14 protein-coding genes are annotated in these 13,211 nt (G+C 33.6%); 5 read left to right on the top strand and 9 right to left on the bottom strand.

Going from position 1 to position 13,211, the window contains the following annotated elements:
- Nucleotides 1–2: 2 nt before the first annotated feature.
- The gene (tcaB, locus tag ER639_RS04875; RefSeq protein ID WP_129064641.1) at nucleotides 3–1,202 is read right to left on the bottom strand and encodes a putative multidrug effflux MFS transporter TcaB; all 1,200 of its coding nucleotides are present in this window, start codon (nucleotides 1,200–1,202) and stop codon (nucleotides 3–5) included.
- Nucleotides 1,203–1,336: 134 nt separating this feature from the next.
- Here tcaB and ER639_RS04870 point away from each other — a divergent pair, with 134 nt between their 5' ends.
- The 4 genes from ER639_RS04870 to ER639_RS04855 all read left to right on the top strand — a co-directional run bounded on the left by ER639_RS04870 (nucleotide 1,337) and on the right by ER639_RS04855 (nucleotide 5,931).
- Nucleotides 1,337–2,782, top strand: coding sequence for an NAD-dependent succinate-semialdehyde dehydrogenase (locus ER639_RS04870; protein ID WP_129064640.1), 1,446 nt, complete (start codon nucleotides 1,337–1,339; stop codon nucleotides 2,780–2,782).
- Between the two features lie 144 nt (nucleotides 2,783–2,926).
- Nucleotides 2,927–3,367, top strand: a complete 441-nt coding sequence (locus tag ER639_RS04865; RefSeq protein WP_164993362.1) for a MarR family winged helix-turn-helix transcriptional regulator — start codon at nucleotides 2,927–2,929, stop codon at nucleotides 3,365–3,367.
- A complete protein-coding gene (locus ER639_RS04860) occupies nucleotides 3,363–4,544 on the top strand; it encodes an MFS transporter (RefSeq protein ID WP_129064638.1) in 1,182 nt (393 codons plus the stop codon). Before ER639_RS04865 ends, ER639_RS04860 begins: the two co-directional genes overlap by 5 nt.
- 151 nt (nucleotides 4,545–4,695) lie before the next feature.
- On the top strand, nucleotides 4,696–5,931 hold the full coding sequence (locus ER639_RS04855) for an aminoacyltransferase (RefSeq protein ID WP_129064637.1): 1,236 nt from the start codon (nucleotides 4,696–4,698) through the stop codon (nucleotides 5,929–5,931).
- A gap of 57 nt (nucleotides 5,932–5,988) precedes the next feature.
- Here the strand turns inward: ER639_RS04855 and ER639_RS04850 are convergent, their stop codons facing one another.
- Nucleotides 5,989–6,327, bottom strand: coding sequence for a DUF488 domain-containing protein (locus ER639_RS04850; RefSeq protein WP_129064636.1), 339 nt, complete (start codon nucleotides 6,325–6,327; stop codon nucleotides 5,989–5,991).
- Nucleotides 6,328–6,679: 352 nt separating this feature from the next.
- Between ER639_RS04850 and ER639_RS04845 the strand changes: the two genes are divergently transcribed.
- Nucleotides 6,680–7,723, top strand: a complete 1,044-nt coding sequence (locus ER639_RS04845) for an SDR family oxidoreductase (protein ID WP_129064635.1) — start codon at nucleotides 6,680–6,682, stop codon at nucleotides 7,721–7,723.
- A 52-nt stretch (nucleotides 7,724–7,775) separates the two neighbouring features.
- On the opposite strand, the gene desA is transcribed toward ER639_RS04845, so the two are convergent.
- The 7 genes from desA to ER639_RS04810 all read right to left on the bottom strand — a co-directional run bounded on the left by desA (nucleotide 7,776) and on the right by ER639_RS04810 (nucleotide 13,152).
- Entirely contained in the window at nucleotides 7,776–8,780 is a 1,005-nt protein-coding gene (desA, locus tag ER639_RS04840; protein ID WP_129064634.1) for a Delta(5) desaturase DesA, read from the bottom strand.
- 306 nt (nucleotides 8,781–9,086) lie between these two features.
- Nucleotides 9,087–10,097, bottom strand: a complete 1,011-nt coding sequence (moaA, locus tag ER639_RS04835; RefSeq protein WP_129064633.1) for a GTP 3',8-cyclase MoaA — start codon at nucleotides 10,095–10,097, stop codon at nucleotides 9,087–9,089.
- Nucleotides 10,098–10,101: 4 nt separating this feature from the next.
- Entirely contained in the window at nucleotides 10,102–10,716 is a 615-nt protein-coding gene (gene mobA / locus ER639_RS04830) for a molybdenum cofactor guanylyltransferase (RefSeq protein ID WP_129064632.1), read from the bottom strand.
- Nucleotide 10,717: 1 nt separating this feature from the next.
- A complete protein-coding gene (moaD, locus tag ER639_RS04825) occupies nucleotides 10,718–10,948 on the bottom strand; it encodes a molybdopterin converting factor subunit 1 (RefSeq protein ID WP_129064631.1) in 231 nt (76 codons plus the stop codon).
- Between the two features lie 11 nt (nucleotides 10,949–10,959).
- The gene (locus tag ER639_RS04820) at nucleotides 10,960–11,400 is read right to left on the bottom strand and encodes a molybdenum cofactor biosynthesis protein MoaE (protein ID WP_129064630.1); all 441 of its coding nucleotides are present in this window, start codon (nucleotides 11,398–11,400) and stop codon (nucleotides 10,960–10,962) included.
- Nucleotides 11,387–11,911, bottom strand: a complete 525-nt coding sequence (gene mobB / locus ER639_RS04815) for a molybdopterin-guanine dinucleotide biosynthesis protein B (RefSeq protein ID WP_129064629.1) — start codon at nucleotides 11,909–11,911, stop codon at nucleotides 11,387–11,389. The genes ER639_RS04820 and mobB overlap by 14 nt, the downstream gene beginning before the upstream one ends.
- Nucleotides 11,905–13,152, bottom strand: a complete 1,248-nt coding sequence (locus ER639_RS04810) for a molybdopterin molybdotransferase MoeA (RefSeq protein ID WP_129064628.1) — start codon at nucleotides 13,150–13,152, stop codon at nucleotides 11,905–11,907. Before ER639_RS04810 ends, mobB begins: the two co-directional genes overlap by 7 nt.
- Between the last annotated feature and the right edge of the window lie 59 nt (nucleotides 13,153–13,211).

Genomic DNA, 13,211 nt, shown 5'->3' with positions numbered 1-13,211 from the left:
ATTTATTTGATATCTATAAATTGTTTTACACCGAGCATTCTAATGATTTGCATCATTAGTGTACAAAGTACAATGATAATAATGAAAGGAATGACTGAAGTCTCACCCATCACACCTACTAAAGGTGATAGTAATCCGCCTACTAGAAACTGCATTAATCCCAATATCGCTGATGCACTTCCAGCACCTTGTTGTTGTACTTGCATTGCAATAGAGAAGCCAACCGTTCCAATCATACTTACAGGTGCGATTAATAAAAAGAAGCTTATGAAAAGTAACCAAGCAGGTAAGTGCATTAACAGCACGATTACCGTTAGCAACATTCCTAAAAATTGAATGTTTTGCCCTAATTTCAGTATTTGTAATTCGCTCATTTTATCAACCAATTTACCTGTTAATTGTCCAAATAATATTAATCCTAATCCGTTGAAGGCAAACATATAACTAAATTGTTGTGCATTCATGCGATAAATCTTCTGCACAATAAATGGTGATCCTGAAATATAACTGAATAATACACCGTACGTTAACGATTGCAATAGGAGCATTATCATAAACCTTCTATTTGTTAATAATGCTTTAAAATCACGTTTTATTGATTGAAATACACCAACATTTCGTTTCTCTTTAGGCAAACTTTCCTTTAATGTCATCGCTAAAATTACCATTATAAAACCATAAGTCATCAATACATAAAATACGGTATGCCATGTTGAAAAGCTAAGAATTAACCCTCCTATTACTGGTGCAAGTATTGGTGCTAAACCATTTACTAACATTAAAACACTTAAAAACTTCGTTAATGCCTTACCCGTATATAAATCACTAGATATTGCTCGGGAAATAACAGCACCCGCTCCACCTGAAAATCCTTGTAAAAACCTAAAAATAACAAGAAATGTGATATTACCTGATAAAGCAGCACATAAACTCATCACTGCATAAACAACTAGGACGATGATCAGTGGCTTCTTACGACCAAATAAATCACTTAATGGACCAACAAACACTTGTCCAAAAGCAAGTCCAATCATACATGCTGTTAACGATAGTTGCGCATTACTTGCTGTAGTATTTAAATCATCTGCTACTTTTGGTAGCGCTGGTAAATACATATCTAAAGATAATGGTCCAAATGCTGCGAGTAGCCCTAACACTAGAACCAAAGAAAACTTGATTTGATGATGATTTTCTTTTTCCATATTAAACTCCACTATATCCTCATTTTTTCATTTTTATAGTATAGCTTAAATTCTATGAATAAGCACAATCTTTGTTTTAATAAATGTACAGTGGGAAAATGTAAGTATACAAAGAAATTAAAGGACGTGAAATAATGACAAACTTAAATGTAAAAACAGATATGTTTATTAATGGTGAATGGATTACTTCAACTGATAAAACAGATGTAACCAATCCAGCAACAGGAGAAGTCATTGCACAAACTGCAATTGGTACGAAAGATCATGTCGAGGAAGCCATTCAAGCAGCAAAATCAGCATTCCCTGAATGGAAAGGACTTGAACTTAAAGAACGTACGCAATACCTACACCATATTGCTGATTTATTAGAAGAACGTGCGGATGAACTTGCACGTATTATGACGATTGAACAAGGTAAACCTCTAAAAGAAGCAAAGTTAGAAGTATTAAGTGGTGCAGAAAGCTTCAGATGGAATGCCGAAGAAGCACGACGTTTATATGGCGATACAATCCCAGCACCTAACAATCATCGATACGAAATTAAATATGAACCGGTAGGTGTGGTTGCTGCCATTACACCGTGGAATTTCCCTTCAGGTATGATTACACGTAAATTAGCACCGGCACTTGCTGCAGGGAATACAGTTATTTTAAAACCATCTAAAGATACACCATTATCAGCACTTGCGATATTTGAAATCTTTGAAGCGACTGAATTACCTAAAGGTGTCGTGAATTTAGTGATGGGTAGTTCAAAAGAAATTGGTAGCATTTTAACCGCATCAAACGATGTTAAGAAATTAACATTTACGGGCTCAACACCAATCGGTAAAACACTTTATGAACAAAGTGCAGATACGTTAAAGAAATTATCACTAGAACTTGGTGGACATGCTCCATTTATCGTTCATAGTGATGCGAATATTGAAGCGGCTGTAGAAGGATTAATTGCAGCGAAATTCCGTAATAATGGACAAGTATGTATTGCACCGAATAGAGTCTTTGCGCATGAAAGTATCAAAGATGAATTTTTAAACTTACTAAAGTCTAAAGTCGAAGCACTCGTTGTAGGTAACGGTTTAGACGATGAAACAAACGTTGGACCACTAATTCGTGAAGATGCGATTGATAAAATCAAACAACAAATTGTTGATGCGACAGATAAAGGAGCTGTATTAGTAACAGGAGGTCATCGTTTAACAGAATCACCATTTGATCAAGGGAACTTTTTCCAACCAACAATATTAGATCACGTCAATACTTCGATGGATATCTTCTATGAAGAAACATTTGGACCAGTTGTTCCAGTGATTACATATGATACTGTAGAAGAAGTCATCGAAATGGCGAATGACACAAATTATGGATTAGCAAGCTATGCCTATGCACAAGACAGCACCGTACAATATCAATTATCTAACGGCTTAGAATACGGCATGGTCGGTATGAATGCTGTAAACATCTCTAACCCAGAGACACCATTTGGTGGCGTTAAACATTCAGGATTTGGTCGCGAAAACAGTCACTTAGGCTTAAAAGAATACGTTACTGAGAAATTCATAAATACGAAATTCTTATAGTTAGTTGCCTTGTAATTTATTAAATAGAGATACACTCAGAACAATGAGTGTATCTCTATTTTTATGAGCAACCCTATTTACAATTCATATTAACTTGCATATACTAATATAGTTAGCAATACTAACTATATGGAAGGTGACAAAATGACCTCAGCTGCACAACTATTCGAACATATCGTGAATATACGTAAACAATATGTTGCATTGATGAATAAACGACTTTCAAAGTTCCAGCTCTCAACCAGTCAATGGTTGGTCTTTAAAATTATTGTTCAAAGTCGTCCAGAGAGTATCACACTTGTAGAAATTGCAAAGATTCGCAACATCGAAAAACCGACTGCAACAAAAATCATTCAATATTTACTCGAACAACAACTCATAGAAACTCATACTGGTAAAGACAAACGAGAAAAACGTCTATTCGCTACACAACACGGACGCAATGTTTATGATCAAGTCATGACCATGATTCAATCCACACAAGATGCACTTACACCTATGGATATCGAACTGATTACACAAACTAACGAACAACTCACTCAAGTTTATCAAGCATTACAATCCATTCAAGAAAAGGAAGATTAATTTGGAACAAGAAAAGTTATGGACAAGACCCTTTATTATGGTGTCTTTAATCAATTTTATTATTATGCTTTCAATGTTTTTATTATTAGTAACCATCAGTACATATGCTGTTGATGAATATCACGTATCGACCAGTACTGCTGGATTAGTATCAGGAATATTTATTGTCGGAAGTCTATTCGGAAGATTTTGGGCTGGAAAAAACATTGATATCCTTGGACAAAAGAAAATACTAATTATCGGAACTGTATTATTTACTGTAACAACCGGCTTATACTTCTTATCATTTAACTTACCAATATTATTAGCTGTTCGACTATTTAATGGTATGGGATGTGGTATCGCATCAACTGCAACAGGAACAATTGCGGCTTTCATTACACCAATGAAACGACGTGGTGAAGGTATTAGTTACTTTAGTATGAGTGCTGTAATGGCGACAGCAATTGGACCTTTCTTAGGGATGTTCTTACTTCAATTCATCACATTTAGACAATTATTTATCTTTTGTTTAGTCCTCGCAATCATTGCATGCTTCATGTTATCAATGATCAAAACCAATGACCGACCAAAAAAAGCAATAACATCTACATCAAAAGGCATTCGATTATCTGAATACATCGACAAAAATGCAGTACCAATTGGCATTGTCGTATTGATATGTTGTACCGCTTATTCAAGTGTATTAAGTTTTATTTCATTCTTCACTAAAGAAAACAACCTTGTAACAGCTGGATCATTTTTCTTTTTAGCATATGCTGTAACAGTATTATTATCTCGTCCAATAACAGGTAAACTGATGGATAATAAAGGTGCAAACATTGTCATGATACCCGCATTAATTAGCTATGTTATGGGATTATTCACACTGAGCATTACACACAATGCATTTACATTATTATTAGCAGCAGTATTTTTAGGATTTGGATACGGTAACTTCCAATCCATCGCACAAGCCATTGCAGTAAAAGTCACAGATCATGAAAAAATGGGACTCGCAACAAGTACATACTTCATCTTCTTAGACTTCGCATTAGGATTTGGCCCATACGTATTAGGCATATTCATACCAACACTCGGCATGCACGGCTTATACCGTACCATGAGTATCGTAGTCATCATTGGTATAGTTGCTTATTACTTCCTACATGGAAGAAAAGCGCATTTGTATGAGTAATAAGCATTTAAAAAATCAGTCACTGTATTAACTTATTTTTTAATCAATATGGAAATACGAATGAAAATCGTTTATAATTTAGTAGGAATTACCATAAATATATATTTATATTTAAATATTATACAGATTAAATTGTAAACGAGGGATTATCTTGATATTTTGTGAATTAACAAAAGAAGAATTCAGTAGGTATGTTAATGAAAAATTTAGTCATTACACACAATCTACAGCATTATATGATTATAAAGTAAAACATAATCAGCCCGTATATATAGTGGGTGTAAAAGAAAATGATCAGGTTATTGCCGCTTGTTTATTAAATAGTGCTCGAGCTTTAAAATTTTTTAATTATTTCTATTCACATCGCGGTCCAGTGATGGACTACCAAAATAAGGAGCTAGTATCATTCTTTTATACTGAACTTACTAAGTATTTAAAAAAACGTAAAGGATTGTTTGTACTTGTAGATCCACACATTATCGCTAACTATAGAAATCACGAAGGTGAGTTAATCTCTCATGAACCTATAGATGCTTTTGTTGAACAAATGAATCAATTAGGTTACAAGCACAAAGGTTATACTGTCGGTTATTCTATGGATTCACAAGCACGTTGGTTATCAGTTTTAGATATTGAAAATAAATCCGAAGAACAGTTGTTAAAAGAAATGGAATATAAGACACGTCGTAATATCAACAAAACCATCGAAATGGGCGTTCAGTTAAGAGATTTATCCATTGATGAAACAGAAAAATTTTATCGTTTATTTAAAATGGCCGAGGATAAGCATGGATTCTCATTTAGAAAATATGACTATTTCGTTCGTATGCAAGAAACATACAAAGGCCAGTGTCGCTTAGTTTTAAGTTACATTGATTTAAATGATTATTTAAGTAAATTAAATATTGAATTAAACTCAAAAGTTGCTGAATTTGAAAAATCAAAACAAGAATTATCTGAAAACCCAGATTATCGAAAGCTTAAAAATAAAACATTAGAATTAGAAAAACAAGTACAAAGACTAGAAAATAAAGTCCAAGAAATTAAAACTCTCAAAGAAACAGATGGCGATATTTTAGAACTTGCAAGTGCATTATACATTCATAATCAACATGAACTTTATTATTTATCATCAGGATCTAACCCTAAATACAATCAATTTATGGGACCATATAATATGATGTGGCGCATGATTCAATATGCAAAACAACTTGGTGTTAAAAAGTATAATTTCTATGGTGTCAGCGGAGATTTCACTGAAAATTCTCCTGACTTAGGTGTTGTGAAATTTAAAAAAGGATTTAATGCAGTAATAGAAGAGTATGTTGGCGATTTTGAAAAACCTTTAAATCCCCTATTCTATAAATTATATAAATTAAAAAAATAAATACATACCATTAAAAACCCAGTGTAACTCTTTTGATTGCGAGTCACACTGGTTTTTTTATTTTTGTTTATTTTCAATAAAGGATTTTAATAAAATTGCATGGTTTTGTTCTTTGTCTTTAGCTGCATACAATAAAGTGATATCTTCTGTTGCGTTTTGTAATGTTTTAAGGATAGGCTCGTCTTTGATTTCTTCATAATACTTTTCTTTAAATGTTTCAAATTGGTCCAAGTGATTGTGATACCATTTTCTAAGTTCATTAGATGGCGTGATTTCTTTATACCATCCGTCTAATTTCAAGTCTTCTTTCTTAATACCTCTTGGCCATAATCGATCGACTAATATGCGTTTTCCTTTTGTTTTTTCATGATCATACACTCTTGATAAATAGATCATTTGAACACCCCAATGTGTAATTGCTTTACTATCCTTTCATTTTATAGCAAAATAATAAACATTGATATTGAATACTATTGGTAAATTTTTTAAGTGTTTTGGTGGATGAGTGAGCGATATTTGTCTGTCTTCGCTCACTCGACATATATTTCATGGATTTTTCGCAATGAGTGAGCGGTATTCGTTTGTCTTCGCTCACTCGACATATATTCTCTGTGTTTTTTGCGGTGAGTGAGCGATATTCGTCTTTCTTCGCTCACTCACTACATATTCACAACACATACTCAACATATTCACCACTACTCTACCAACGCTATCTCAATACATAACAAAAAATTAGGATGTGAAATTTTTGAATATATTTTTAACGGGTGCCACTGGTTTTGTTGGTGCTAAATTGGTACAAAATTTAATTCAAGCTGATATGACGCTTTATTTATTGTTCCGAGATGAACACAAGAAAAATAAATTACTCGAAAAATTAAAAGGTTTCGAAAATAAAATTCATTTTGTTTATGGTGATATTACATCTGACAACTGCGGTATTACTCCTGATGTATTAGCTACTTTACCTCAAATGGATTATTTTTATCACATTGCAGCGCTTGTAAAGTTTGATGAGGATTTACGCGAACAATTATTTAATATTAATTTAGAAGGTACGCGTCATGCTTTATCGCTTGCTCGCTTACTTAATACGAAACACTTTTTATATGTTTCTACTGCATACACTGTCGGTGTTCATGAATATGCTAAAGAAGCGCTTCATCCTTTAGATACTCCTGTTAATAACCCATATGAAGAGAGTAAACTTCAAGCGGAGCATTTGGTAATGGAAACGGCACAAGCTTTTAATATGAAAGCATCTATTTTAAGACCTGCGATTATCATTGGTGATTCTGTAACAGGTGAAGCAGATTCTAAGTTTACTTTATATGGCTTTATGAAGGCTTTAAAAGTATTTAAGCGTAAGATGTTACGTTCAGAGAACGATACGGTTTATCGTTTGTTCGCTGATGATAACTGTACTTCTAACTTGGTGCCTGTTGACTATGTTGTACGTGTACTGACACATGCTGTTCAACATGCTGAGGATCAGAAGATTTACCATATTACGAATAATCACCCACCAAGAAATTTAGAAATTTTAAGCATGATTAAACATCATCTTGATTTTAATCAAATTGATGTTGCTCCGATTAAAGATAAGACAACGATGACTGATGAAGAAGCTGTACTAAATGGCTATATCGATGTGTTTGCACCTTACTTTAAGAAATCGATTGTTTTTGAAGAGAATAATACGGTTCATTTATTAAGCAATGTCAATGAATCAACGCTTCAATTATCTCATGACCAATTAGATCATATTATTGAAGTGTACTTTAAAAATTAAATCTTTATGATAAAAAAGCAGATAGTGTTCAGTTTTGAACACTATCTGCTTTTTATATGATGTGCTTTCTTCTATAAAACTCTCTGAATGTAATAAATCTTTTTTTATCCGTATCATAAAGCTTATAGCGCAGTGAAGCCAAACTTTCTTTCAATGTGATGGTCGTTGCATGTTGCAATGCTTCTGTTTCATTATGTGCTTTTTCAAGTAAGTAATTTGGAATTCTTGGACTTAAATGATGTACGTGATGAAATCCAATATTTCCTGTTAACCATTGAAATAGTCTTGGTAACTTATAGTATGAACTGCCTTCAACAGCTGCTTTCACATAATCCCATTCATCCTGACCTTCAAAATAAGATTCTTCAAATGTATGTTGTATGTAAAACAGCCAAATACCTAATAAACCGCCTATAAACATAACCGGCACAAATACTGCTAAAAATGTTGGTAAACCCACAAAGTAAATCAAGGTACCGTAGCCAATAATTAATGCGGCATTATGTAAGTATGTATTGATGCGTTCTTTTCGCTTGGCACTCGGACGATTAATTCTATTCGTAATTAACAATAAGTAAATCGGTCCTAATACAAACATGACAAAAGGATGTCTGTATAAACGGTAACCTATTCTCGTCCACGTCGAAGCTTGCTCATACTCTTCAATCGTCATCATCCAAATGTCCCCAACACCTTTTTTATCGATGTTGCTACTCGTTGCATGATGAATATTGTGTTCGTTTTTCCATTTTTCAAAAGGAAATAGTGTTAGGAACCCTGTAATATTACCAAGTATTTTATTCCAAGATTTCTTTTTGAAAAATGAGCCATGACAACAATCATGGAAAATAATAAATGATCTTACTAAGAAGAATGCGCCAACAAATCCCAATACCATAGAAAAAATTATAGACACTTGATACAACATCATACCGATTATCACACAAAGTAAATACGGTATTAACGTATTACAAATTTGAATTAAGCTCACATTGAATATCGTTTTTTCATATGGCTTTACTGCTTTTCTTAAAATTAACTTCTTATCCCTTTCCATAGTCCACCTCGAATAATAAATAATATATGAAGCCATGATTCATGCGGAAAGTTAGAAGCTACTACTTATTATAAATGTTTAATACAAATAATAAAATGGTTTAAAATACCATTTTAAGAAGTGTGCTTTTGTTTCATTATAATAATATGATTTATTAGATGTTTTTCTGTGATGATTACTGTATTTTGACAATTAATTAATATTTCAATATATTTTTCAGTGTAAAATTTTATTTTAAAAATTATTACTAGGTACTAATTTTGAATAAAAAAGAATAAGGCATCGCTGCCTTATTCTCTAATATCACTATCCACCAATATAATTCATATTGATTTTCTTTTTCTGTCTGTTCTTCACTGTTTCTTCAGTACGTTCATCTGAGTAACGATCGCTTCGATGTGACCATAAGTCTGTCAGTTTTTCTTTCAATACGTCATCTGACACACCACTTCTAATAAATGCCTTTAAATCATAACCATCTGTCGCAAATAAACAACCGAATATTTTACCATCTGAACTCAATCTTACACGTGTACAACTTGAACAAAATGATTCTGATACGCTTGTGATAAAGCCTAACTTCGCGCCATTGTCATGTTCATAATACTTTGCAACTTCACCAAAATATTTAGGTTGTTGTGGTTTAATATCAAAATGCTTTGAAATGTATGCAATCATTTCTTTTTTTGTAATGACTTTATCAAAGTTCCATCCATTATCATTACCAACATCCATGAATTCAATGAAACGTAATGTAATTTCTTTGTTCTTAAAGTAATCCACCATCGGTAATATTTGATGTTCATTTAAACCTTTTTGCACAACCATGTTCACTTTAATATCAAAACCTACTGACTTCGCATAATCAATTTGTTCTAATATTTGACTCGCTTTAATACCTCGGCCGTTAATATTCTCAAAAGTTTCATCCAAACCATCTAAGCTAATATTTAACCTTCTAAGTCCCGCATCATATAATGCTTGGCCATGTTTTTTAAGGAGTAATCCATTCGTTGTTAAACCGATGTCTTCAATGCCTTCAATTTGATTTAACCCTTCGATTAATTCTGGTAAGTCTCGGCGTAACAACGGTTCTCCACCTGTAATACGAATCTTTTTTACACCTAACTTGGCATATTGAGTGGCAATTCGAATCAACTCTTCAAATGACAATAACTCTTGTTTTGGTAAAAATGCATAATCATCGCCAAAAATTTCTTTCGGCATGCAATAAGTACATCTAAAGTTACAGCGATCTGTCACTGAAATTCTGAGGTCTCGTATTGGACGTCCTAATTTATCTGTAATTTGCATCATCCATTTACCTCCTTTTCAATGCACGATTTAAATCATTTTTCGTGTTAATATTTTCATACCATATACCTTCCCCAACGTCTGATACGTCTACGAATTGTACATGATCTTTCGTTAATACTTTTAATGCATAATTTTGTTGTGTTAAAGCAGTTTGAATAACTGGCTTTAGCGTATGTTTATAAATCCCAATCGTTCGATGAATGTGTGTGTCATCTTGATACACGATTGCATCAATCTGTAGCTTTAGTGATTTTTTCGTTTCATACTGATTCATTAAATAATTAATCGCTTCACTCGTAATAAAGGGTGTATCCACTGACACCACAAAATACGCATCTGTTTCTACTTGTTGCATTACCGACAAGATACCTGCTAATGGTCCTTGATTCGTATATTGGGTATCATCGACAATCACTTTAGTATTCAACTGATGTGTTTGACAATATTGTTCTATATTGAGCGCTAATTTTTGATTGGTACTAATGACAACTTGGCTAAGCTGACTACCCAACATCGCATCATAAACATGATGAAAAAATGGTTTGCCATCTAATTCATGTAATGCTTTTTCTGATTCAAAACGCGTTGATAAGCCCCCAGCTAAAATGACACCAATCATTTTAACCGCCGCTCACTGGCGGTATTAACGCAACGACATCTTGTGGTTCAATCATATCCGTATCTCTTACAAACTCTTCATTCACTGCAACTTGGAATGTTTCATCTTTAATTTCTGGATATTGTTCGTATAACATTGCTTTAAATGCTTCAACAGACATGCTACTCACTTCAAATGTATCTGATTCTTTTTTTAGTTTATGTTTAATATGTGCAAAATATAATACTTTCATCGCATTCACCATTACCCTTTATAATTTGGATGATAGCCGCGTTGTCCACCTATCCATTCTTCGCCGTCTTCCCATATTTCCTTTTTCCAAATTGGCACGATTTCTTTAATGCGTTCAATCGCATATTCATTGGCCGCATAGCTATCTTTACGATGTGGGCTAGAGACCGCTATTACCACCGCAATTTCAGATATTTGTAAATGTCCGATACGATGTGCGATACTCACAATTGTTCCAGGCCATTGTTCATTAATTTCTTGACCAATTTGTGCAAGTTTCTTTTCTGCCATTGGAATATAAGCTTCATATTCTAAATGCTCTGTCTTTACACCTTGTGTCCATTCTCTCACTATGCCAGTAAATACACACACAGCACCTTGATGCGGTGTCACTGTAAATTGGCGATAACTTTCAGGATCTAACGGTGTTGTTACCACTTCAAATTGTTTCACGTGTATCATCCACCCATTTTATTAAAAATTGTTCTAACGTTTCATTTAGTGACGTTATACCTTGTATATCTTCCTTGCGTAGTACGCTCGTATCCAATGCATATTTCACAAAGCTTAACTGTTTCAATTCCATTAAATCTTCATTAGATTGATATAAAACAATCTTATCATAGTTTGCTGCTTTATACCCCTCAACTAAGATGATATCTGGATTTGTTGTTACTTCATTTTGAATCATATATTCCAGCGAAGTTGTATCTTTTGTATCTGCTTTAGCAACCAATTTGTGAATAAATTGATAACCTTGAACAATACTTTCATCTGCACCTGAATCCATATAAGTAATATGATCACGTTTTTTTGGAATATCTATATCTTGGCCTGAACGATCACCGTGATGTTTGATGACCGCAACTTTAAATCCTTTTGATTTTAAATGTTTAATGATTATATTTGTGACGGTTGTTTTACCACTTTTCTTAAACCCTACAACTTGTAATACCTTTACCATGATAAATCTGCTTCTTTATGTTCATCTGTAATCAGGACGTCCACTTCATCTCCAGCTTTGAACCCTCTCGTACCACCCGGTAATACAATCATGGCATTACTCGTTGCAATGGCAACAACTGCATTACTTTTATTAAACCCAGAAGGTTTCACTGATAAATCATTATAGTTTAAATCTGCACGAATGAATCGTGTAAATGGATTTGGCTTTGTAAAGTCTTCAGATAATGTCGCTTTCATCATTGTTGGATAAATCGCCTGACGTCCCATCATTTTTAATAATACTGGACGTGTATACAATTCAAATCCTGTATAGCAAGCACTTGGATTTCCTGATAATCCGAATAAGAATTGATTGCCTTTTTTAGCGACTGTCGTTACACTACCTGGTCGCATCGCAATTTTATTAAATAAAACATCCGCTTCTAGCTTTTTATACACTTCAGGCATATAGTCAAAGTCTCCTACACTTACACCACCTGTAGTAATCACGATATCATGATTGTCTAATGCTGTTTTTACAAGTAAATATAATGCATCAAAGTCATCTGAGATGGTTTTATAATGCTCGACTTTGACGTTTAATCCTTGGCACAATGCATGAATCATCGGTCCATTTGAATTTCTAATTTTACCTTCAGTCAAAGGTTCATTAATTTCCAACAACTCTGATCCTGTAGCAATAACTGCCACTGTTGGTATTTCATACACTTCAACATATTCATAAGAGAATGTTGCAAGCACCGCAATCACACCTGCATCTATCTTTGTACCTTTTTCTAAAATGACATCGCCTGCTTTACATTCTTCTCCTTGGAATGAAATGTTTTCACCTTTTGAAAATGGTTTTCTAATCGTGAAGCCATCTTCAGTAGCAACAGTTTGCTCTAACATAACCACTGCATCAGCACCGTCAGGAATCTTTGCACCTGTCATAATACGCACAGCTTCGTTATCCTTTAAAGATTTATTACTAACAGATCCTGCCCCAATATGATCGATAACTTTAAATGGGACGCGTGATTCACCACTTGCACCTACTGATGCCGCGCTTCGAATGGCAAAGCCATCATATGGGGACTTATTAAACATAGGGACATCATACGTTGCTTTAATATCTTCTGCTAACGTATACCCTAAACTGTCTATATAATATTGTTTTATCGTTTGTTTTGCTTTTGCGTTTTCAGTACATTTTAATATCGCATCATGCACTGGAATCGGTGTTCTTTTTTCTAACATAGTATCCCTCTTTTTTAATTTATTTCATTTATCATTATAAATCCCACCGTATTATTCGT

Source organism: Macrococcus sp. DPC7161 (genome assembly GCF_004117835.1).
In the GTDB taxonomy this organism is placed as follows: domain Bacteria; phylum Bacillota; class Bacilli; order Staphylococcales; family Staphylococcaceae; genus SDSC01.
This window is presented reverse-complemented; position numbering and strand designations above follow the sequence as displayed.